Source organism: Parviterribacter multiflagellatus (assembly GCF_056863265.1).
Window position 1 is genome coordinate 31,174 of the sequence record NZ_JBXPIZ010000003.1, and the last position, 20,700, is coordinate 51,873.

18 protein-coding genes are annotated in these 20,700 nt (G+C 74.7%); 17 read left to right on the top strand and 1 reads right to left on the bottom strand.

The genetic code is table 11. From position 1 onward, the window contains the following. Positions 1-13 precede the first annotated feature (13 nt). The 6 genes from AC1UE5_RS07000 (at position 14) to AC1UE5_RS07025 (ending at position 8,065) form a co-directional block, all read left to right on the top strand. Entirely contained in the window at positions 14-814 is an 801-nt protein-coding gene (locus AC1UE5_RS07000) for an acetoacetate decarboxylase family protein (RefSeq protein ID WP_482921554.1), read from the top strand. Continuing rightward, positions 811-2,280: an aldehyde dehydrogenase gene (locus AC1UE5_RS07005; protein WP_482921555.1), complete on the top strand. Its 1,470-nt coding sequence runs from the start codon at positions 811-813 to the stop codon at positions 2,278-2,280. The genes AC1UE5_RS07000 and AC1UE5_RS07005 overlap by 4 nt, the downstream gene beginning before the upstream one ends. After that, the gene (locus AC1UE5_RS07010) at positions 2,277-3,593 is read left to right on the top strand and encodes an ArgE/DapE family deacylase (RefSeq protein WP_482921556.1); all 1,317 of its coding nucleotides are present in this window, start codon (positions 2,277-2,279) and stop codon (positions 3,591-3,593) included. Before AC1UE5_RS07005 ends, AC1UE5_RS07010 begins: the two co-directional genes overlap by 4 nt. Further along, on the top strand, positions 3,553-5,100 hold the full coding sequence (locus AC1UE5_RS07015) for an APC family permease (RefSeq protein WP_482921557.1): 1,548 nt from the start codon (positions 3,553-3,555) through the stop codon (positions 5,098-5,100). Before AC1UE5_RS07010 ends, AC1UE5_RS07015 begins: the two co-directional genes overlap by 41 nt. Before the next feature lies 1 nt (position 5,101). Then, positions 5,102-6,121 carry a helix-turn-helix transcriptional regulator gene (locus AC1UE5_RS07020; protein ID WP_482921558.1) on the top strand — a complete coding sequence of 340 codons (1,020 nt, stop codon included), beginning with the start codon at positions 5,102-5,104 and terminating at the stop codon, positions 6,119-6,121. A 96-nt stretch (positions 6,122-6,217) separates the two neighbouring features. Continuing rightward, positions 6,218-8,065, top strand: coding sequence for an amidohydrolase (locus AC1UE5_RS07025; protein WP_482921559.1), 1,848 nt, complete (start codon positions 6,218-6,220; stop codon positions 8,063-8,065). Between the two features lie 41 nt (positions 8,066-8,106). Here AC1UE5_RS07025 and AC1UE5_RS07030 read toward each other — a convergent pair whose 3' ends face one another. Further along, positions 8,107-9,225 (bottom strand): histone deacetylase-like amidohydrolase, encoded by a 1,119-nt coding sequence (locus AC1UE5_RS07030; protein ID WP_482921560.1) that lies wholly within the window; start codon positions 9,223-9,225, stop codon positions 8,107-8,109. 99 nt (positions 9,226-9,324) lie between these two features. Here AC1UE5_RS07030 and AC1UE5_RS07035 point away from each other — a divergent pair, with 99 nt between their 5' ends. From AC1UE5_RS07035 to AC1UE5_RS07085, 11 genes are all read left to right on the top strand, one after another. Next, on the top strand, positions 9,325-10,239 hold the full coding sequence (locus tag AC1UE5_RS07035) for a LysR family transcriptional regulator (RefSeq protein ID WP_482921561.1): 915 nt from the start codon (positions 9,325-9,327) through the stop codon (positions 10,237-10,239). A gap of 139 nt (positions 10,240-10,378) precedes the next feature. After that, complete coding sequence (locus AC1UE5_RS07040) at positions 10,379-11,449, top strand: ABC transporter substrate-binding protein (RefSeq protein ID WP_482921562.1); 1,071 nt, start codon at positions 10,379-10,381, stop codon at positions 11,447-11,449. Positions 11,450-11,453: 4 nt separating this feature from the next. Further along, positions 11,454-12,959, top strand: coding sequence for a sugar ABC transporter ATP-binding protein (locus AC1UE5_RS07045; RefSeq protein WP_482921563.1), 1,506 nt, complete (start codon positions 11,454-11,456; stop codon positions 12,957-12,959). After that, on the top strand, positions 12,956-13,963 hold the full coding sequence (locus AC1UE5_RS07050; protein ID WP_482921564.1) for an ABC transporter permease: 1,008 nt from the start codon (positions 12,956-12,958) through the stop codon (positions 13,961-13,963). The genes AC1UE5_RS07045 and AC1UE5_RS07050 overlap by 4 nt, the downstream gene beginning before the upstream one ends. Next, positions 13,960-14,946: an ABC transporter permease gene (locus tag AC1UE5_RS07055; RefSeq protein ID WP_482921565.1), complete on the top strand. Its 987-nt coding sequence runs from the start codon at positions 13,960-13,962 to the stop codon at positions 14,944-14,946. Before AC1UE5_RS07050 ends, AC1UE5_RS07055 begins: the two co-directional genes overlap by 4 nt. After that, entirely contained in the window at positions 14,946-15,776 is an 831-nt protein-coding gene (locus AC1UE5_RS07060) for a GntR family transcriptional regulator (protein WP_482921566.1), read from the top strand. The genes AC1UE5_RS07055 and AC1UE5_RS07060 overlap by 1 nt, the downstream gene beginning before the upstream one ends. Continuing rightward, entirely contained in the window at positions 15,773-17,254 is a 1,482-nt protein-coding gene (locus AC1UE5_RS07065; protein ID WP_482921567.1) for a xylulokinase, read from the top strand. The genes AC1UE5_RS07060 and AC1UE5_RS07065 overlap by 4 nt, the downstream gene beginning before the upstream one ends. Continuing rightward, on the top strand, positions 17,251-18,198 hold the full coding sequence (locus tag AC1UE5_RS07070) for a phosphotriesterase family protein (protein WP_482921568.1): 948 nt from the start codon (positions 17,251-17,253) through the stop codon (positions 18,196-18,198). The genes AC1UE5_RS07065 and AC1UE5_RS07070 overlap by 4 nt, the downstream gene beginning before the upstream one ends. Next, positions 18,198-19,322, top strand: a complete 1,125-nt coding sequence (locus tag AC1UE5_RS07075; protein WP_482921569.1) for a Gfo/Idh/MocA family protein — start codon at positions 18,198-18,200, stop codon at positions 19,320-19,322. Before AC1UE5_RS07070 ends, AC1UE5_RS07075 begins: the two co-directional genes overlap by 1 nt. Continuing rightward, positions 19,319-19,960, top strand: a complete 642-nt coding sequence (locus tag AC1UE5_RS07080) for a bifunctional 4-hydroxy-2-oxoglutarate aldolase/2-dehydro-3-deoxy-phosphogluconate aldolase (RefSeq protein WP_482921570.1) — start codon at positions 19,319-19,321, stop codon at positions 19,958-19,960. The genes AC1UE5_RS07075 and AC1UE5_RS07080 overlap by 4 nt, the downstream gene beginning before the upstream one ends. Continuing rightward, a complete protein-coding gene (locus tag AC1UE5_RS07085) occupies positions 19,957-20,691 on the top strand; it encodes a creatininase family protein (RefSeq protein ID WP_482921572.1) in 735 nt (244 codons plus the stop codon). The genes AC1UE5_RS07080 and AC1UE5_RS07085 overlap by 4 nt, the downstream gene beginning before the upstream one ends. Positions 20,692-20,700: the final 9 nt, after the last annotated feature.

The following is a 20,700-nucleotide window of genomic DNA, read 5'->3' on the forward strand; positions in this document are numbered from 1 at the left end:
GAGGCACCGCACCATGACCCTGCAGGGCTACACCGTCCCCCGCACCCCCGCCGGCACCGCGAGCCTCGTCCCGGCACCGCCGTGGAGCTACGTCGGCGACTTCCTCGTCGTCGACTTCTGGGCCGATCCGGACGCCGCCGCGGCGCTGCTCCCCGAGGGCGTCGAGCCGCACCCGGACGCCGGGCGCTGCGCGGCGATCTTCGTCGACTGGCAGTCGTGCTCGGCCGGCGGCGACGAGCTCGTCGACCCCGCGCGCTCGCAGTACAAGGAGTTCTTCGTCGTGGTCAACGGCCTGCTCGACGGCGAGGAGGTCACCACGTGCCCGTTCATCTGGGTCGACCAGGACTTCGCGCTCGCGCGGGGGTGGATCCAGGGGTTCCCCAAGAAGCTCGGCGACGTGTGGATGACGCGGACGTTCGGGCTCGACACGACCGCCGACCCGGGCATCCGCGCGGGCGCGCGGTTCGCCGCGGCGTGCAGCGCGCGCGGGCGCCGCATCGCGGAGGCGACGGTGACGCTGGAGCGGGTCAGCGACAGCGGGCCGCAGCACAACGACCCGCCGCTCGTGAACGTCCGCCACTTCCCGCGCCTGGCCGCGGGCCGTCACGACGAGCCGCACGTGCACGAGCTGGTCCGCGCCGTGTCGCGCGACCGCACGATCTCCGACGTGTGGGAGGGCCCCGCGACGCTCGACGTGTTCCCGGCGCCGGGGGAGGAGCACCACGCGCTCGCCCCGCTGCGGGTCGGGCGCGGGTTCCGCTTCACGTTCGCCTACACGATCGACGACCTGACGACCGTGAAGGAGCTGCGGTGAGCGCCACGGCGACGGAGGCGCGGGCCGCGCGCGTCGCGGGCGTGGACGTGCCGGTCGACCACTTCATCGGCGGCCGGTGGGTGGCGTCCGCGGAGCGCTTCACGTCGATCTCGCCCATCGACCAGTCCGTGCTCGCGGAGGTCTCGCGCGCGGGGGCCGAGGAGGTCGACCGGGCGGTGCGCGCGGCGCACGACGCGTTCCCGGCCTGGGCGGCGCTCGGGCCGGCGGGCCGCGCCGAGCACCTGCACCGGCTCGCCGACCTCGTCGACGCGAACGTCGAGCGGCTCGCGGCGGTCGAGTGCGCGGACATGGCGATGCTCCTGCGCTCCCTGCGCGCGCGGGTGATCGCGCGCGGCGCGCTGAACTTCCGCAACTACGCCGACCTCGCGGTGGCGTACGAGGAGCGCGACTGGCGCTCGCGCGGGACGTGGAACCGCATCCAGCGGATGCCTTCCGGGCCCGCCGCGGTCATCACCCCGTGGAACGCCCCGTTCATGCTCTCTACCTGGAAGATCTCGCCGGCGCTGGCGGCGGGCTGCACGGTGGTGCTCAAGCCCGCGGAGTGGTCGCCGCTGAGCGCCGGGCTGCTGGCCGAGCTGGCCGCCGAGGCTGGGCTCCCGCCGGGCGTCCTCAACGTCGTGCAGGGCATCGGCGAGGAGGCGGGCGCCGCGCTCGTCTCGCATCCGCTGATCCGCCGCGTGTCGTTCACCGGCTCGACCGAGACCGCGCGCCACATCGGAGGCGCGGCGGCGCGGAACATCGTCCCGTTCACCGCCGAGCTGGGCGGCAAGAACCCGTTCCTCGTCTTCGAGGACGCCGACCTCGACGCGGCGGCGGCGAAGGCGGCGGGCCAGTACGACGACTCGGGCCAGGTGTGCCTGAGCGGCACGCGGCTGCTCGTCCACGAGTCGGTCCGCGACGCGTTCCTCGAGCGCTTCCACGCGGCGGCCGACGCGCACGTGCTCGGCGACCCGCGCGAGCCGGACACGACGATCTCGCCGATGATCCACCCCGACCACGTCGCGCGCGTGGAGGGCTTCGTGGAGCGGGCGCGCGACAGCGGGCAGCGGATCGTCCGCGGCGGCCGGCGACTCGACGGGCTGTTCTTCGAGCCGACCCTCATCGAGCCCACGTCCAACGACGCGGAGATCGTGCAGCAGGAGGTCTTCGGGCCGGTCCTGACGCTCCAGACCTTCCGCACCGAGGAGGAGGTGATCGCGCTCGCCAACTCGACCGACTACGGGCTGAGCGCGCTGGTCTACACGTCGTCGCTGGGTCGCGCGGACCGCGTCGGCCGCGCCGTCCGCGGCGGGACGGTGTGGGTGAACACGTTCCTCGTCCGCGACCTGACCGCGCCGTTCGGCGGGATGGGCAAGTCGGGCATCGGCCGTGAGGGCGGCGACTACGCGCTCGACTTCTACTCGGACCTCAAGACGCTCCAGATCCTGGAGGGCACGGTCCGGTGACCGACGAGCGGCTCCTCGCAGCGGTGGCCGCCGAGGCCGCGTGGATGGAGGACCTGCTCGTCCGGCTGGTCGAGGCGCCGAGCACGCTCGGGGCCGAGGACGCCGCGCAGGAGGTGATGGCGGGCGCGTTCGCCGACTGCGGGCTGGAGCCGGTGGACGTGCCGCTCGACGCCGCGCGGCTGCGGGAGGCGGAGGGCGCGTCGCCGTTCTCGTGGGACGTCTCGGGCAAGCGCAACGTCGTCGCGACCTGGTCGCCCGCCGTCGCCGATCCCTCGGCGCGCTCGCTCATCCTCAACGGCCACGTCGACGTCGTCCCGCCCGCGGCGGCGGAGCTGTGGACGCGCCCGCCCTTCACGGCGCACCGTGACGGCGACTGGCTCTACGGCCGCGGCGCCGGCGACATGAAGGCCGGCTTGGCGGCGATGTGCGGCGCGGTGCGGGCGCTGCGCCGCGCGGGCTTCGCGCTCGGCGCGCCGCTCCAGCTCCAGGCGGTCGTCGAGGAGGAGTGCACGGGCAACGGCGCGCTCCAGCTCCTGCTCGACGGGCACACCGCCGACGCGTGCGTGCTGACCGAGCCGCACCCGGACCACCTGACGGTCGCGCAGGTCGGCGTCCTGTGGTTCCACGTCGACGTCGCCGGCGTGCCCGCGCACGCCGCGCGCGCCGACCACCTGGGCTTCAACGCGATCGAGGCGGCAGGCGCGGTGCTGGAGGCGCTGCGCGCGCTGGAGGCGGAGCTGAACGCCGACCCGCCGCCGCCCTACGACACGTTCGCGCACCCGATCAACCTGAACCCGGGGATGGTGAGCGGCGGCGACTGGACGTCGACCGTCGCGGCGACCTGCACGCTGTCGTGCCGGCTCGCGCTGTTCCCCGGTGAGGACCCCGGCGCGCTGCAGCGCCGGGTGGAGGAGACGGTCGCGCACGCGGCCGTCTCGGACCCGCGCGTCGCGGGCGGACGGGTCTCCGTCCGCTACGACGGGTTCCGCTGCGAGGGCTCCGTGGTCCGCGACGACGAGCCGGTCGTCACGGTCCTGTCGGACGCCTACGCACGGCTCCACGGCGAGCGGCCCGCGCTCGTCGCCACGACGGCGACGACCGACGCCCGCCACTTCGTCCGGCACGGCGTGCCGGCGATCTGCTTCGGACCTCGGGCGGAGCGCATCCACGGCATCGACGAGCGCGTGTCGCTCAGCTCGATGGTCGAGACCGCGCAGGTCCTGGCGCTGTTCGTCCGCGACTGGTGCGGACCGACCAAGGAGGAGGAGAACCATGTCGTCCACCATCGATCCGCTCACCACAGCGGCCGCTAGCCCCGGGGCGGGCGAGGCTGCCGGCGGCGGGCTGCACCGGCGAGCGCTCGGCACGAGCCACCTCGTCTTCTTCATCGTCGCCGCGTCCGCGCCGCTGACCGCGGTCGCCGGCGGGCAGGCCGCGACGTACCTGGTCACCGGCAACCAGGGCATCCCGTTCCTGTTCATCCCGCTGTCGATCATCCTCGGCGTCTTCGCCGTCGGCTACGCGGCGATGAGCCACCACGTCGCGGACGCTGGCGCGTTCTACACGTACGTCGCGCGTGGTCTGGGGAAGATCCCCGGCGTCGCCGCGGCGTTCGTCGCGTTGATCTCGTACAACGCGATGCAGATCGGCATCTACGGGCTGTTCGGCGTCGCGACCGCCGGCTTCATGTCCGACAAGCTCGGCATCACCATGGACTGGTACTGGTGGTGCTTCATCGCCGCCGCGATCATCGGCGTGCTGGGCATGCTCCAGATCGACCTCAACGCGAAGGTGCTCGGGGTCGCGCTCGTGCTCGAGGTCCTCGTCGTCGCGATCTTCGACTTCGCGATCCTCGCCGACCCGGGGCCTGAGGGGCTGACCGGCGTCGGCTTCTCGCCGAGCGCCGCGACCGACGGCGCGCTGGGAGCCGCGCTGGTGTTCTGCATCGCGTCGTTCGTGGGCTTCGAGTCGGCGGCGATCTACTCGGAGGAGGTCAAGGACCCGAAGCGGACGGTCGCGCGGGCGACGTTCATCGCGGTCGCCGCGGTCGGCATCTTCTACGCGCTGTCGAGCTGGCTGCTGGCCAACGCGGTCGGCCCGGACACGATGGTCTCGCCGGACGGCCTGGTCGAGGCGGGCTTCACGACGCCCGACGGCGCCGCGCCCGACCCGACGACGGTGCTGATCGGCAGCGGCACCGAACGGCTCGGGGCGTTCTGGGGCGACAGCGCGCAGCTGCTGTTCTGCACGAGCCTCTTCGCGGCGCTGATCGCGTTCCACAACTCGGTCGCGCGGTACGGCTTCGCGCTCGGGCGTGAGGGCGTGTTCCCGAAGGCGTTCGCCCGGACCAACCCGACGACGGGCGCGCCCATCGTCGGCTCGATCGCGCAGACCGTCCTCGCCGTCGCCGTGCTGCTCGTCTTCGTGCTGGCGGACGCCGACCCGGTGCTGAAGCTGTTCACCTGGCTGACGAACCTCGGCGCGCTCGGCGTCGTGCTCCTGATGACCGTCACGTCGTTCGCCGTCGTCGCGTACTTCGCGCGGCGGCCCGACCACGACCTCGGCTCCTGGCGCACGAAGACCGCGCCGGTCCTCGCGGGCGTCGCGCTCGGGGTCGTGCTCGTGCTCGGGATCCTGAACTTCAACGTGCTCATCACGAGCTCGCAGGACGCCCCGACCGACACGATGGCGATCGTGCTGCCGCTGCTGCTCTTCGCGGCTGCGGCGCTGGGCGCGATCGTCGCCGCGGCGCTCAAGCGCTCGCGGCCGGATGTCTACCGCCACATCGGCGAGCCGACGCAGGTCGAGCTCACCGACTGACGTGCGCACGCTGCCCTGGGAGGACCTGGAGCGCCAGGTCCTCCCGGTGCGCGGTCGCCAGCTGACGGCCGTGGCCGAGGTCGGCCGGCAGGCCGCGCGCGGCGACGCGGCGGGTGCGCTCGAGGCGGTCGCCGCGGTCGCGCCGTGCGACGCGATGGCGCTCGCGGCGTGGGATCCGGTCGCAGGCCGGCACCGGCCCGTCGCCGGCTTCGGCCTCCCGCCCGGCGCGGCGAGCGGCGGCGAGGACGCGCCCGACGCGCTGCTCGCCGACCCGGGCTACCGCTACGTGCGGGCGCGCCGCATCCCGCTCCGCCGCTGCGACGTGCCGGGCGCGGCGACGAACCCGCTCGTGGTCGACGTGCTGGAGCCGGCCGGGTTCGCGGAGGGCGTCACGGCGTGCCTCTTCGCGCCGGACGGCCGCTACACCGGCGTGCTCAACCTCGGCATGCGCCGCGAGGAGCCGGCGAGCGCCGAGACCATGGCGCTGCTGACCGTGATGGCCGGCGCGCTGGCCGAGCTCGCCGACGTCGCCCGCGCCGGGTCCGCGCTGCTGCCGCCCGGCCTGGCCGCGGCGGAGATCGAGGCCGGCGGCGGATGCACGCCGCTCCCCGGCCGCCCGCCGTGCCCGCTGTGGCGCCCGGGCGCGGCGGTGCTCGCGGAGGCGTGGCGGCGCCGCCCGCGCGACCACGGGGCGCAGGCGTTCCTGTGGCACGAGGACGGCGTGCTGTGGCGGGTGCTCGTCGTGCGGGCCGGCGCCGTGCGCGGGCGGCTCGTGGTCGCGGCGGAGCCGACCGACGTCCCGCTGTCGCTGCGCGAGCTGGAGGTCCTGGCCGCGCTCGCCGCAGGCTGGTCGAACCCCGCCATCGCCGCGCAGCTCGCGATCAGCCGCCGCACCGTCGCCACGCACGTCGAGCACATCCTCGCCAAGCTCGGCGTGGCCAGCCGCGTCGAGGCCGCTGCCCGCGCGACCCGCGACGGCCTCCTCCTCGGCCCGTGCCCATCGGCGCCGCGCCGGGGGTGAGGGGCCGCGGTGGGGTGAGCGGCACGGGGTGGGGTGCGGCGGGGTCGGTCAGGTGACCGATTGCCGGAGGCGCGGCGGCGGCGGAGTGTTCCGCCGATGCCGCACACCACCGATCGCCGCCAGTTCCTCAAGGGCGCCGCCGTCGCCGGCGCGACCACGCTGCTCCCCGCGGGCAGCGCCGTCGCCGCCGGCCGCGCGCGCTCCGCCGACCTGCTCGTCGTCAACGGGAGCGTCCTCACGATGGACCGGCGCGACCGGATCGCCGAGGCGGTCGCGATCCGCGACGGGAAGGTCCTCGCCGTCGGCCGCACGCGCGACCTGCGCAGGCTCGCCACCAGCCGCACCGAGGTGCTCGACGCCAAGGGCGGCACGGTGCTGCCGGGCATCAACGACTCGCACCTGCACGTCTCCTCGTACGCGCTCAGCCTCCCGCCGCTCAGCGTCGACGTCGACACCGGGACGATCCCCGAGCTCGCGGCGAAGGTGCGCGAGGCGGCGGCACAGGCGACCTCGGGCACCGCGTGGGTGCGCGGCGCGGGGTGGAACGACAACCGGATCGGCCGCGCGCCGACCCGCGCCGACCTCGACCCGGTCTCCGGCGAGCACCCGGTCATCCTGCGCTCGTTCGACGCGCACGCGGTCGCGGTCAACACGAAGGTCCTCGCGCTCGCCGGCGTCACCCGCGACACCGTCCCGCCGCCCGGCGGGGTGATCGAGAAGGACGCGGCGGGCGAGCCGACCGGCGTCCTGCGCGAGGGCGCGATGGGGCTCGTGCAGCAGGTCGTCCCGCCGTTCGGCGAGGCGGAGATCCGGCAGGGGCTCGTCACCGGCGTCGAGGCGCTCAACGCGCGCGGCATCACGAGCCTCACCGACCCCGGCATCGGCCTCGACACCCTGAAGCTCATGGGCGAGCTCTCGCGCGACGGCCGGCTGCCGATGCGCCTCACGGTCCTGCTCTCCGCGGGCCGCTCGGTCGCCAGCGCGCGCACGATGGTCGAGCGGTACCGGCCCGTGCGCGGGGTCGACGAGCGCCTGCTCCGCGTCGCCGGCCTGAAGGTCTTCGGCGACGGCATCCCCACCGCGGCGAAGACCGCGTGGCTGAAGGAGCCGTACCTCGACGGCACCAACGGCAGCCTCAACGTCGACGGCGCGACCGCCGCCGAGCAGCTCGCGACGCTCGAGGGCATCATCGCGCTCGCGCACCGCGCGGGCATGCAGGTCGGCACGCACGCCACCGGCGACGCGACGATCGACGCCGTCGTCGCCGCCTACCTGAAGGCGATGCGCGCGCACCGTCGCGCCGACCCGCGCCACTACGTCATCCACGGCGACCTCGCGCCGAAGGCGACGCTGCGGACCATGGCCAAGAACGACATCGGCGTGAACATGAACGCGATGATCAAGTTCGTCCTCGGCCGCACGCTCGACGGCGTGCTCGGGCCGGAGCGTACGGACTACCAGTGGCCGTACCGGACCGCGCTCGACGCGGGCGTGCGCGTGTCCAGCGCGTCGGACGCGCCGGTCAGCGACCCCGACTGGCTGCAGGGCATCTCCAGCGCGATGCTCCGGCGGGGCCAGTTCGGCGGCGTCGCCGGGACGGCCGAGCGGATCGGGCTGCGCGAGGCGCTCCACACCTACACGAGCACGCCCGCGTGGCAGGACCGCGCCGAGGGCTGGAAGGGCACGCTCCAGCCGGGCCGCGTCGCCGACGTCGTCGTGCTCGGAGGCGACGTCCGCGAGACGCCCGCGTCCAAGCTCACCGACCTCGAGGTGCAGGCCACGATCGCGGGCGGGAAGGTCGTCTACGACCGGCGCGACAGCGCCCAGGCGCGTGCGGCGGCCGCCGGCCTGTCGCGCTCGGGCCACGACCGGGCGCGCGCGTGCCTGCACCGCGGCGGGTGCTGCTGCACGCTCACCGAGGAGATCCTCGCCGGGCGCGTCTGAGCGCACCCGGCGAGGCCGGTCCGTGGTGGCGGCGGCCAGGCTCAGGCGAGCGCGCCGAGCGCCTGCGCCGCCACGCGCTCGATCAGCGCCTCCTGGTGCGGCTGGAGCTCCTGCTGGCCCATGCCGGCGGGGAACGCCTGGAGGATCGTGTCGCGCACCTCGGTCTCGATGCCCGACAGCGCCTCGACGATCGCCAGGCCGCAGAACGGCACGAGCTCGGCCGAGTAGCCGCCCTCGTGCTCGACGACGAGCCGGCCGCCGCACAGCCGCTCCGCCGTCTCCACCACGATCCGCGCCAGCTCGCCGTAGCCGGCGGGGGAGAGCATCATCCGGCCGAGCGGGTCCATCGCGCTCGCGTCGAGCCCCGACGCGACGATGATCAGCTCCGGCCGGAACGCCTCCAGCGCCGGCACGACGATGCGCTGGAACGCCGCCGCGTACGCACCGTCGCCCGAGCCCGGCGGCAGCGGCACGTTGATGTTGAAGCCGAGCCCCGCGCCCTCGCCGGTCTCCTCGACGTGTCCGGAGTCGGGCGGGAAGCAGTTGTCCTGGTGCAGCGAGATCGTCAGCACCGACGGGTCGTCGTAGAACGCGGCCTGCGTCCCGTTGCCGTGGTGGACGTCCCAGTCGACGATCGCGACCCGCTCCAGCCCGCGGACCTGCCGCGCGTGGTGCGCGGCGATCGCCGCGTTGCCGAACAGGCAGAAGCCCATCGCCGCGTCCGCCAGCGCGTGGTGCCCGGCCGGCCGCACGAGCGCGTAGACGTTGTCGACGCGCCCGTCGAGCACCGCGTCGACCGCCTCCAGCACGCCGCCGGCCGACAGCAGCGCGACCTCGTACGAGCCCTTCCCGATCACGGTCGTCCCGTCCACGCCCTCCCCGCCCATCCCGGCGGACATCGCGCGGATCTGCTCGACGTGCTCGGACGTGTGGAACCGCGTGATCTCCTCGACCGTCGCGTCGCGCGGGTCGATCCGGACGAGCTGGTCGAGCAGCCCGCTCACGTCGAGCAGGTTGCGGAAGCGCCGCTTGGTGTCCGAGTTCTCGGTGTGCCGCCAGTCGGGCTCCAGCCACCCGGACGCGTCGGACAGGAACGGGCCGCTGGCCCGCCCGGTGTTGTGCCACATGTAGCGCTCGTGCCACACGAACCCCGTGCTCATCGCTCTCCTCTCGATCGGGGACTGCGATCGTCGTGGAGGCCCGCGCGCCGACCAACACGACTTCGCGATCGATTGTTCGCGTGTCGCGATAATGGGCCGATGGATCTGCGTCAGCTGCGCTACTTCGTCGCGGTCGCGGAGGAGCTGCACTTCACGCGCGCGGCCGAGCGGCTGCACCTGGCGCAGTCCGCGCTGAGCGCGCAGATCCGGGCGCTGGAGCAGGAGATCGGCGCGCCGCTCTTCGTCCGCTCGACCCGCCGTGTGACGCTCACGGCGGTGGGGGAGACGATGCTCGCCGACGCGCGCGAGCTGCTCGACCGGGCCGACCACGTGCTCGCACGCGCCCGCGCGCTGGCGCGGCAGGAGGCCAACGCGCTGTCGGTCGGCTGCCTCGGCGGCGTGCCGGGCGAGCTGCTCACCGAGGCGCTCACCGCCCTCGCCGCCGAGCGGCCCGAGGCGCGCGTCGACGTGCGCACGTACGACTTCGCGCAGGTGCGGGCGAGCATCGCCGAGGCGCAGGCCGATGTCACGTTCGTCTACCTGCCGTACGACGACGAGGAGCTGGCGGGGCTGGAGGTTGTCCCGCTGCGTGAGGAGCCGCGCGTCGTGGTGCTCGCCGAGTCGCATCCGCTCGCGCGCCGTAGCGCGCTGAGCCCGGCCGATCTCGTGGGCGAGACGTTCGTCAGCCACTCCGCTGCGGTGTCGGAGACGTGGCGCGACTTCTGGACGCTGACCGAGCAGTTCGGCGCGCGCCCGCGGGTGCACGAGCGCGCCGCGGACACGATGGAGGACTGGCTGGTGCTCATCACTCGCGGCGAGGGCATCGACACTGCCCCCGCGCTGATCAGCCGCTACTACGGCTGGCCGGGCGTCCGCTTCGTTCCGCTCGTCGGCGCGCCGCCGGCGACGATGGCGCTGGTGCACCGCCGCGCCGCGCGTGAGCCGCTGGTGCACGCGTTCGTCGCGGTCGCCAAGCGCGTCGCGGGCGCGGTGCCCGCCGCTCCGACCGCCTGACGCGGCCGCGTGGCCACGTTGGACCGAGCGTCCAAGTGCCTTTCGACGAGTTGGCTACTTGACTAGTCAACCGGGCATCTGAATACTCCTCCGCCTGCCCACCCCGGGCTGCCCTTTCCAGGAGGAGGAACTCCCAGCCATGCCACGCTCCACGGGCGGCGCGCGCCGCCTGCTCGCCCTGCTCGCCGTTGGTGTCAGCGCCCTCGCGCTCGCGGCCTGCGGCAGCTCCGCGTCGTCGTCCAGCGACGCCGCGCCCGCCGCCGAGAAGGACGGCAAGTTCACGATCGGCTACGACATCTACTGGGTCGGGAACAGCTGGTCCGCGCAGATGGCGGAGGAGTTCAAGGCGGCGGTGACGCGCAACTCGAGCAAGATCGAGGACGTCGTCTACACCGAGTCGGACAACCAGGTCCAGAAGCAGATCTCGAACATCCAGACGATGATCGCCCGCAAGGTCGACGCGATCATCATGACGCCGATCTCGCCGTCGGCGACGGTGCCGGTGATCAAGCAGGCCGAGGCGGCCGGCATCCCGGTCATCCTCGTCGCGGCCGAGGCGAACACCGACGCCTACACGTCGATCGTCCGCGCCGACGACGTCGTGTTCGGCCGCACCGGCGCCGAGTGGCTCGCGGAGAAGCTCGGCGGCAAGGGCAACATCTACGTCCTCAACGGCCTCCCGGGCTACTCGACCAACACGAACCGCTTCAAGGGCGCGAAGGAGGCGTTCAAGAAGTACCCGGGGATCAAGATCGTCGCCGACGCGGACGCCGCGTGGGACACCGCCAAGGCCAAGACCGCGGTGTCGAACATGCTCGCCGCGCACCCCGAGGTCGACGGCATCTGGTCGCAGGGCGGCGCGATGACCCTCGGCGCCATCCAGGCCTTCAAGGCCGCCAAGAAGGAGCTCGTCCCGATGAGCGGCGAGAACTCCAACGGCCTGCTGAAGGAGTGGCAGAAGCTCGGCGAGGCCGGCGACACGAAGTTCGACTCGATCGCCGTCGTCAACCCGACCTGGGTCTCGGCCGAGGCGCTCACGCAGGCGCTCAACGCGCTCGAGGGCAAGCCGGTCAAGAAGGACGACATCATCAACCCCGAGCCGATCACCGCGGCGAAGCTGGGCGAGTTCGTCCGTCCCGACCTCCCGGACAGCTTCTGGGTCGACACCAAGCTCAGCGATGAGCAGGTCAGCAAGCTCTTCGCTCGCTGAGCCGATGGCCGCGGCCGCTCCCGACCCCACGCCGGGAGCGTCGCGCCTCGTCGTCGACGCGGTCACCAAGCGCTTCGGCGCGACGGTGGCCGTCGGCGGCGTGTCGCTGGCGCTCGGCGCCGGCCGCACGCTCTCGCTCGTCGGCGAGAACGGCGCCGGCAAGAGCACGCTGATGGCGATGATCGCCGGCGAGCTGTCGCCCGACGAGGGGACGATCACGCTCGACAGCGGCGGCGCGCACGGCGCGACGGTCGCGGTCGTCCACCAGGAGCTCAGCCTGTTCGGCAACCTGACCGTGGCGGAGAACGTCTGCCTCGGGCGGGAGCCGCGCAAGCGCTCGCGGCGGATCGACAACCGCGCGCTGCGGGCTCAGGCGGCCGCGGCGCTCGCCGCGCTCGGCGTCGACCTCGACCCGGACCGCAAGGTCGCCGACCTGACGATCGCCGAGCAGCAGCTCGTCGAGATCGCGCGGGCGGCGGCCGCCGAGCCGTCGGTGCTCATCCTCGACGAGCCGACCTCGTCGCTCGAGCCGAGCCAGGTCGACCTGCTCGCCGCGATCGTCGACCGGCTCCGCGCCGGCGGCACGTCGGTGATCTTCGTCTCGCACCGGCTGGAGGAGGTCTTCCGCTTCGCCGACGAGATCGTCGTCATGCGCGGCGGGCAGCTCGTGGCCGGCGGCCCCGCGTCGTCGTTCACCGAGCAGTCGGTCGTCACCGCGATGGTCGGGCGCGAGCTCGAGGATCTCTACCCCGACCGCGACGGGCGCCCCGGCGGCGCGCGGCCGGGCGGCGGCCTCACGCTCGACGGGGTCAGCGGCGAGGGCGTCCACGACGTCAGCCTGCACGTCGAGGCCGGGCGCATCGTCGGCATCGCGGGCCTGGAGGGCCACGGCCAGCACGAGGTCGCCGAGCTCGTGGCGGGCGTCCGGCGCCCGGCCGCCGGCGAGGTCCGCGTGGACGGCGAGGTGCTGAACGCGCGCTCGCCCCGCGAGGCGATCGCGGCCGGCGTCGCGTTCGTGCCGCCGGACCGGCGGCTGGCGGGCCTGATGCTGCCGCTCTCGATCGCCGAGAACCTCACTGTCGCGGCGGCCCACCGCGTCCACCGCGGGCGGCTCGTCCGCGCGCGGCAGGAGGCGGACACGATGCGGCCCGTCGTCGAGCGCCTGAACCTGCGCTACGCGTCGCTCGACCAGCCGGTCGTCGAGCTGTCGGGCGGCAACCAGCAGAAGGTGCTGTTCGGCCGCTGGCTGCTGCTCGAGGGCCTCAAGGTGCTCGTCCTGGACGACCCGACGCGTGGCGTCGACGTCGGCGCGCGTGCCGAGATCTACGGCCTGCTCGCCGAGTTGGCGGACCGCGGCGTCGCCGTGCTGCTCGTGTCGACCGACATGCTCGAGCTGATCGGCCTCGCCGACGCGATCCACGTGATGTACGAAGGGAGGGTCGTCGGCACCGTCGGCGCCGGGGCCTCCCAGGAGGAGATCATGACCCTCGCAGCCGGCGGGCGCCCATGAGCGTCGCCGCCACCCCACCGCGGGGCGCCGTGCTCGGCACGACGACCCTCGGCGGCCTGCGAACGGCCGCCGCGATCTGCGCGATCGCCGCCGTCGTCGTCGTGGTCGCCGCGGCCTCGTCCGCGGCGTTCCGCACGACGACCAACGTCCAGTCGCTGCTCTTCGCGATGGCGCCGCTGCTGATCGTCGCCGCGGGCCAGGCGATCGTCGTCCTGACCGCCGGCATCGACCTGTCGGTCGGCTCGATGATCGGGCTCGCCACCGTCGTCGCCGCGTCCGGCGCGACGATCACCGAGCCGGCGCTGCTCGTCGTCGTGCTGCTGCTCGTCGGCCTGGCCGGCGGGCTCATCAACGGCGGCGGCGTCCTGCTCGGCGTCAACCCGCTCGTCATGACGCTCGCGACGATGGCCGTCTTCAAGGGCGTCGCGCTGCTCGTGCTCGAGGAGCCGGGCGGCCTCGTGCCCGAGCCGCTGCTCACGCCGCTCACCACCGTGTTCGGCAACACGGTCCCGCTCACGTTCCTCGTCGCGCTCGGCATCGTCGCGCTGCTGTGGGCGATGACCTCCGAGACGCGCTGGGGCCGGCTGCTCTACGCGCTCGGCGAGGAGCCGCGCCACGTCCAGCGCATGCGCCTGCCGTGGCGCCGCGCGCTGCTCGCCGCGTACGCCGTCTGCGGCCTGTGCGCCGCGGTGGCGGGCCTGGCGCTCGTCGCCCGCATCTACTCCGGCGACGCGCTCGTCGGCGAGCCGTACGCGCTCGACTCGATCACCGCCGCGGTGATCGGCGGCATCGCGGTCACCGGCGGCCGCGGCTCGGTGCTCGCGGTCGTCCCCGCCGTCGTGCTGCTCGCGCTGATCGACAACCTGCTCAACCTCAGCGGCGTGTCGAGCTACTGGCAGCTGATCGCCAAGGGCGCGATCCTCGTCGTGACGCTGTGGGCCTACCACGCGGGCGGCAGCCGCCCGGCGCTGCTGCGCCGCCAGGGCAAGGGGGCGACGGCATGAGCACGCTCGCCCTCCCGGCCCGCGCGGCCGCGCTGGAGCGCCTGACCCGGCGCCGCGAGCTGCTCGTCAGCTTCGGCCTCGCGCTCGCGCTGATCGCGGTCTTCGCGATCACGACGCCCGGCGGCTACGAGCCCCGGCGGCTGCTCACGATCCTCGGCCAGAACACGGCGCTCGGCATCGCCGCGATCGGCGCCACCGTCGTGCTGCTGCGCGGCGGGCTCGACCTCTCGGTCGGGCCGGTCATGAACCTGGCGAGCGTCGTGTCGGCCGCCGTCATGCAGGGGCAGGACGGGCGGCTCGTCACGGGCATCGTCGTGGCGCTGCTGGCGGGCGCGGGCGTCGGGCTCGTCAACGGCCTGCTGGTCGCGCGCGCCGCGCTCCCGCCGCTGCTCGCGACGCTCGCCGTCGGGACGATGGTCCAGGGCGGCTACTACGTCTACACGCAGGGCCAGCCCAAGGGCGGCATCGCGCCCGGGCTGCAGGAGGCGGCGGACGCGCACGTCCTCGGCACGGTCGTCCCGTGGTCGCTCGTGCTGTGGCTCGCGGTGTGGGCGCTCGTCGGCTTCGGGCTCTACCGGACGAGCTTCGGCCGCCGGTTCTACGCGGCCGGCGCCAACCCGCGTGCGGCGCGGCTGGCGGGCGTGGCGGTGGACCGCTACACGGTCGGCGCGTACGTGCTCGGCGCGACGTGCGCGGCGCTCGCGGGCGTCGCCCTGACCGCGTACACGGGCTCGCCGTCGGTGAGCGCGGGCAGCAGCTACACGCTCCAGGCGATCGCCGCGGCGGTGATCGGCGGCGTCGCGTTCGCGGGCGGGATCGGCCGGCTGGCCGGGGCGTTCGCGGGCGTCTGCGTGCTCGTGTTCCTCGCGACGATCCTCGACACGCTCGACGTTCCATCGGCCGCGCAGTACATCGTGCAAGGTGTGGTGCTCGTGGTGATGATGCTCCTCAACCGCCGGCTCGCCGGCCAGCGGGGCCGCTGATGCCGGATCGCGAGACCCTGTCCGTCGCGGCGCTGGCGCCGACCGACCCCGCCAGCGGCGTGCCGATCTACCGGCAGATCGCCGATCAGCTGGAGGCGCTGCTGCGCGACGTCGAGATCGGGACCCGGCTGCCGTCGGAGACCGAGATCAGCAAGCGGATCGGCATCAGCCGCGGGACGGCCGTGCAGGCGCTGCGCGAGCTCGAGCACCGCGAGCTCGTCACCCGCATCCAGGGCCGCGGCACGTTCAAGGCCAGCCCGCCGCCGGGCGCGTTCACGCGCTCGCTCGACCAGGGCACGCTGCCGTCGTTCACCGAGGACCTGCGGCAGGCCGGCCACACGACGTGGGAGCGGATCGAGCGCTGCGTGCGCACCGCGCCGTCGGCCGACGCGGCCGCCGCGCTCGGGCTCGACACGGGCGACGAGGTGTGGCTGATCGACCGCACCGTGCTCGCCGACGACAGCCCGGTCGTGCACATCGTCTCGGCGCTGCGCACGGACCGGTACCCGGACCTGGATCCGGAGGCGGTGTCGGCCGGCTCGCTGTACGGCTTCCTGGAAGACCGCTACGGCGTGGCCGGCCGGCCGAGCTGGGCGCAGGAGGAGTACACCGCGACGGTCGCGGGCGACGCGATGGCCGAGCAGCTGCGCATCCCGGTCGGGAGCGCGCTGCTGTGCTCGCGCCGCACGGCGTACCTGAGCGACGGCCAGGCGGTGGAGTTCGTGCTGAGCACCATGCGGGCGGACGCGTACAGCGTGCGCGTGACGCTGCTCCCCGGCGGGGCCCCGGCGACGACCGGCGGCCTGGCGCTGAAGGCCCCGCTGGCGTGAGCGGCGACCTCACCCTCGGGCTCGACGTCGGAACGTCGAGCGTCAAGGCCCTGGTCCTGGACGGCGCGGGCGCGGTGGTGGAGATCGCCAGCGCGCCCAACGCGCTGCTCCCGACGCCGGGCGCCGTCGAGGCCGACCCCGAGACGTGGTGGGCGGCGACGCTCGCCGCGCTCGGCGGGCTGCGCACCGACCTGACCCAGGTGGCGGCCGTCGGGCTGTCGGGCAACATGAGCTCGGTCGCGGTGGTCGACGCCGAGGGCCGGGCGCTGCGGCCCGCGCCGCTGCTGGCCGACGCGCGCGGGGCCGAGCAGCTCGCCGCGCTCGACCCGGAGCTGCGGGCGGAGATCGAGGCGCGGTCGGGCAACGTCCCGGCCAGCGTCTTCTCGCTCGCGTCGCTGCTCTGGCTGAACGAGCACGAGCCGGACGTCCTGCGCGGGTGCGCGGCGTGGCTGAGCGCCAAGGACGTGCTGCGCGCGCGGCTGACCGGCGTGCTGGCCACCGACGTGACCGACGCGGGCAACGCGCTGCTGTGCGACGTCCACGCCGGCACGTGGCACGACGACCTGATCGCGCGCCTGGGCCTGCCGCGCAGCGCCTTCCCGCCCCTCCTGGCCTCCGACGCGATCGGCGGGACGGTGACGCCCGCGGCCGCCGCGGCGACCGGGCTGCGGCCCGGCACGCCGGTGGCCGTCGGCGCCGCCGACATGGCGACCGCGGCGCTGGGCGCCGGAGCGGTCGAGCCGCGGACGATCGCGGTGTCGCTCGGCACCTCGGTGACGTTCATCGCGCCGCTCGGCACGACCCCGCCGCCGCCCACGGCCGTGGGGCGGCTCAGCGTCCACCCGCTCCCCGCGCCGCACGGGGGCTACGCGCTGGCGTCGCTGCTCACCGGCGGGCTCGCGCTCGACTGGCTGCGGCGCGTGTGCGGCGGGACGCTCGACCTCCCCGCGGCGATCGACCCCGACCCGGACGACCCGCTCGTGTTCGTCCCGCAGCTCGCGGGCTCCGGCTCGCCGGACTTCGTGCCCGCGCTGCGCGGGGCGCTGCTCGGCCTCGGCCCGCACACGCGCGGCCAGGACCTGGCGGGCGCGCTGTTCGAGGCGATCGCGTGCGAGCTGGCGAGCCTCGTCGAGCTGCTCGACGGCGCGAGCATCGAGCGCATCCGCGTGACCGGCGGCGGCACGAACGTCGACGCCTGGGTCCAGACCATGGCCGACGTCCTCGGCCGCCCGGTCGAGGCGACAGCCACGCCCGAGGTGTCCGCCCTCGGCGCCGCGCTGCTGGCGCGCGCCGTGCTCGGCCTGGGCACCGACCTCCCCACCACCGACGCCGCGCCGCCCCGCCGCTGGACGCCGCGTGCGGGGCACGCGCCCGCCTGGCGTGCGCGCCGCGCGCGCTACGCCGCCGCCCGCGCGCTGGCCATCGACTACGCCGGCCACGCGCCGGCCCCGAAGAACCCCGGAAGGACCACCCCATGATCCGCACCGTGCTCGGCGACATCGCCCCCGAGGAGCTGGGCGTCACCTACGCCCACGAGCACCTGATCGCGACGCCGCCGCAGTGGATGGCCGAGCGCGACCCCGACCTCGTCATCCTCGACCGCGACGCGGCGCTCGCCGAGACCCGCATGTTCCAGGCCGCGGGCGGGCGCTCGATGTACGAGGCCACCGCGTGGGACTACGGCCGCGACGCGGGCGCGCTGCGCGACATCGCGAAGGCGACCGGCGTGCACATCATCGCGACGGCCGGGTTCAACAAGGGCCTGTGGTTCGAGGACCGCGCCGGCGACTGGCCGATCGCGCGGTACGAGGAGCTGATGGTCGGCGAGGTCACGAGCGGCATCGGCGACACCGGCGTGCGCGGCGGCGTCATCAAGGCCGGCACGGGCTACAACCAGATCTCCGAGGCCGAGGAGCGCGTGCTCCGCGCCGCCGCCCGCGCGCACCGGCGCACCGGCGCGCCGCTCCACACGCACACCGAGGCAGGGACGATGGCGCTCGAGCAGATCGAGATCTTCCGCCAGGAGGGCGTCGACCTGCGCCGCGTCGGGATCGCGCACCTGACGCGCAACCCCGACCCGTGGCTGCACCGGCAGGTCGCGCAGACCGGCGTCTTCCTCTGCTGGGACCAGCTGTCGAAGGTCAAGTACGGGCCGGAGAGCGACCGCGTCGACACGCTCATCGCGCTGATCGACGCGGGCCACCTGAGCCAGCTGCTCGTCGGCGGCGACCTCGCCCGCAAGAGCGACCTGCACGCGTACGAGCGCGGGCCCGGGCTGCGGTTCGTCCTCGACAAGTGGATCCCGCGGCTGCGCAGCGAGCTGGCCGAGCGGGGCCGCGACGAGGCGCAGATCGACGTGATCGTGCAGACGCTGCTGGTCGAGAACCCGCGCCGCTACTTCGACTTCACGGAGCCGTACTGATGGCGCTGCGCGCGGCCATCGCCGGCATCCGGCACCCGCACGTCTTCGTGCGCCACGCGCTGCTCGAGGCGGCGCCGGACGTCGAGGTCGTCGGCGTCTACGACGCGGACGCGGCGCTCGGCGCGGAGTTCGCGGCGCGCACCGGGCTGTGGCAGGCGCCGACGCTCGACGCGCTGCTCGACCGCGGGGTCGACCTGCTGGTGAGCGAGGCGCTCGACAGCGAGATGCCCGACCTCGCGCTGGCGGCGGCGCCGCGCGTGCGGGCGATGCTGCTGGAGAAGCCGGGCGCCCCGACGGCGGCGGAGATGAAGCGGCTGGTCGCCGGGCTGGCGGCGCATCCGGTCCACGTCGAGGTCGCCTACCAGCTCGCGCACTCGCCGGCGGTGACGCGCACGCGCGAGCTGCTCGCGGCGGGCGCGCTCGGGCAGGTGACGCTCGCGCGGCTCAACGCGGGCTGCCCGGTCGGCTGCGGCGACGAGCTGTGGCAGAGCGTGCCCGGCGACCGCGGCGGCGTGCTCTTCACCGAGGGCTGCCACATGCTCCAGCTGCTGATCGACGCGTTCGGCGCGCCGGACGCGGTGACGGGCATGGTCGCGAAGCTCCCGGTGGGGGCGGAGGTGCGCTCCGACGTCGTCAAGCGCGACCTCTTCGACCCGCCCGCGCCGGGCGACGTGACGCGCGTCGGCGCGCTGATGTACGAGGACGTCGCGGCGGCGGTGCTGCGCTACCCGACGTTCCTGGCGACGCTCGACGTCACCGCGTGGGAGGCGACGGACTGGGTGGAGAACTGGTGGCTGGAGCTGCAGGGGACGAACGGGACGCTGTGCATGCGCCCGCTCGCGCCGACGGTCGAGCTGATCCTGCGCGAGCCGCACGGGACGCTCGCCGCGGGCGTCACGCGCCAGACGTGGGAGACGACGGCCGCCGAGGGCGAGCCGACGCTCGTCCCCGACATCGCCTACGAGCGCCAGCTCGACGCGCTGCTCGCACGGCTGCGGGAGGGCGCGCCGCCGTCCCAGTCGCGGCTGCGCGTCGCCGCGGACGTGGTGCGCGTGCTCGACGCGATCTACCGCGCGTCGGACTCCGGGACGACCGTCGCGCTGGGCCAGGAGGTGGCGGCGTGAGCGCGGAGGAGACCCTCGCGGCCGTCCGCGCCGCCGGCGTCGTCGGCGTCCTCCGCGCGCCCTCGCCCGACGCAGCCGTCGAGGCGGCCGAGGCGCTGCTGGCCGGCGGGGTGCCGGGCATCGAGGTGACGTACTCGACGCCCGACGTCCCCGGCGTGCTGCGCGAGCTGCGCCGCCGCCACCCCGACGCGCTGCTCGGCGCGGGCACGCTGCTCGACGCCGCGCAGGCCGAGGAGGCCGCTGCGGCGGGCGCGCGGTTCCTCGTCTCGCCCGGCCTGGACGACGACCTCGTGCCGGCGATGCTGGCGACCGGCGCGCTCGTCATGGCCGGGGCGATCACGCCGACCGAGGTGATGCGCGCGCGGCGGCTGGGCGTCCACGTCGTCAAGCTCTTCCCCGGCTCGCTCGGCGGGCCTGGCCTGCTGAAGGCGCTGCGGGGACCGTTCCCCGACCTGGCCTTCCTGCCGACCGGCGGCGTGTCGGCCGACAACGTCGGCGACTGGCTGGCGGCGGGCGCGGTCGCGGTGGCGGCCGGCGGCGAGCTGAGCCCGGCGGGCGCCCCGCCGGCCGAGGTGCGGGAGCGCGCGGCGCGGTTCGCGGCGGCGCTCGCGCAGGCGCGTGGGAGCCTGGTGGCATGAGGTTCGACACGCTGCGCTCCGACGAGGCCCGCGACGTCCTCGCCCGGCGCCCCGTCGTGCTGCTGCCGATCGGCGCGGTGGAGAACCACGGCGACCACCTCCCGCTGTCGACCGACAACCTCCTCGCCGAGGCGCTGGCCGACCGCGTGGCGGAGTGGGTCGACGACTCCGTCGTGCTGCCGGTCCTGCCCTACGGCCAGGTGTGGTCGACGAGCGACTACCCGGGCACGATCAGCCTGGGGACCGAGACGCTCGTCGCGGTGCTCGTCGACATCGGCGCGAGCCTGGCCGCGCAGGGCGCCGGGCTGCTGGCGATCGTCAACGGCCACATGGGCAACCTCGACGCGATGAAGGCGGCGGCGCGGCGGCTGCTCGACGAGCACGGCCTGAAGACGCTGACGCTCACGTACCCGGGCGCGAACGCGGTGGCGGCGGAGGTGCTGGAGGCGCCGCGCGTGCACGCGACGTACTTCCACGCGTGCGAGCTGGAGACGTCGTACATGCTCCACCTCGCGCCCGAGCACGTGGACCTCGCCCGCGCGAAGGCGAACTACCCCGACCTGCCGGCGGACTTCGACGTCACGCCGACGCGGTGGACCGAGGTCTCCCCGGAGTCGCCCGTGTTCGGCGACCCCACGCTGGCGAGCGCCGAGAAGGGCCGCGCGGTGATCGACGCGACCGTGCGGCAGATGGTCGACCTGATCGCGGTCGCACGCGGGAGGGACGCCTAGCGGCGGCGG

Coding starts and splice junctions, on each gene's coding strand:
- AC1UE5_RS07070 (WP_482921568.1), top strand. CDS start 17,251: ATGATCCGCACCGTGCTCGGCGACATCGCCCCCGAGGAGCTGGGCGTC.
- AC1UE5_RS07050 (WP_482921564.1), top strand. CDS start 12,956: ATGAGCGTCGCCGCCACCCCACCGCGGGGCGCCGTGCTCGGCACGACG.
- AC1UE5_RS07085 (WP_482921572.1), top strand. CDS start 19,957: ATGAGGTTCGACACGCTGCGCTCCGACGAGGCCCGCGACGTCCTCGCC.
- AC1UE5_RS07030 (WP_482921560.1), bottom strand. CDS start 9,225: ATGAGCACGGGGTTCGTGTGGCACGAGCGCTACATGTGGCACAACACC.
- AC1UE5_RS07040 (WP_482921562.1), top strand. CDS start 10,379: ATGCCACGCTCCACGGGCGGCGCGCGCCGCCTGCTCGCCCTGCTCGCC.
- AC1UE5_RS07035 (WP_482921561.1), top strand. CDS start 9,325: ATGGATCTGCGTCAGCTGCGCTACTTCGTCGCGGTCGCGGAGGAGCTG.
- AC1UE5_RS07075 (WP_482921569.1), top strand. CDS start 18,198: ATGGCGCTGCGCGCGGCCATCGCCGGCATCCGGCACCCGCACGTCTTC.
- AC1UE5_RS07015 (WP_482921557.1), top strand. CDS start 3,553: ATGTCGTCCACCATCGATCCGCTCACCACAGCGGCCGCTAGCCCCGGG.
- AC1UE5_RS07045 (WP_482921563.1), top strand. CDS start 11,454: ATGGCCGCGGCCGCTCCCGACCCCACGCCGGGAGCGTCGCGCCTCGTC.
- AC1UE5_RS07060 (WP_482921566.1), top strand. CDS start 14,946: ATGCCGGATCGCGAGACCCTGTCCGTCGCGGCGCTGGCGCCGACCGAC.
- AC1UE5_RS07000 (WP_482921554.1), top strand. CDS start 14: ATGACCCTGCAGGGCTACACCGTCCCCCGCACCCCCGCCGGCACCGCG.
- AC1UE5_RS07025 (WP_482921559.1), top strand. CDS start 6,218: ATGCCGCACACCACCGATCGCCGCCAGTTCCTCAAGGGCGCCGCCGTC.
- AC1UE5_RS07055 (WP_482921565.1), top strand. CDS start 13,960: ATGAGCACGCTCGCCCTCCCGGCCCGCGCGGCCGCGCTGGAGCGCCTG.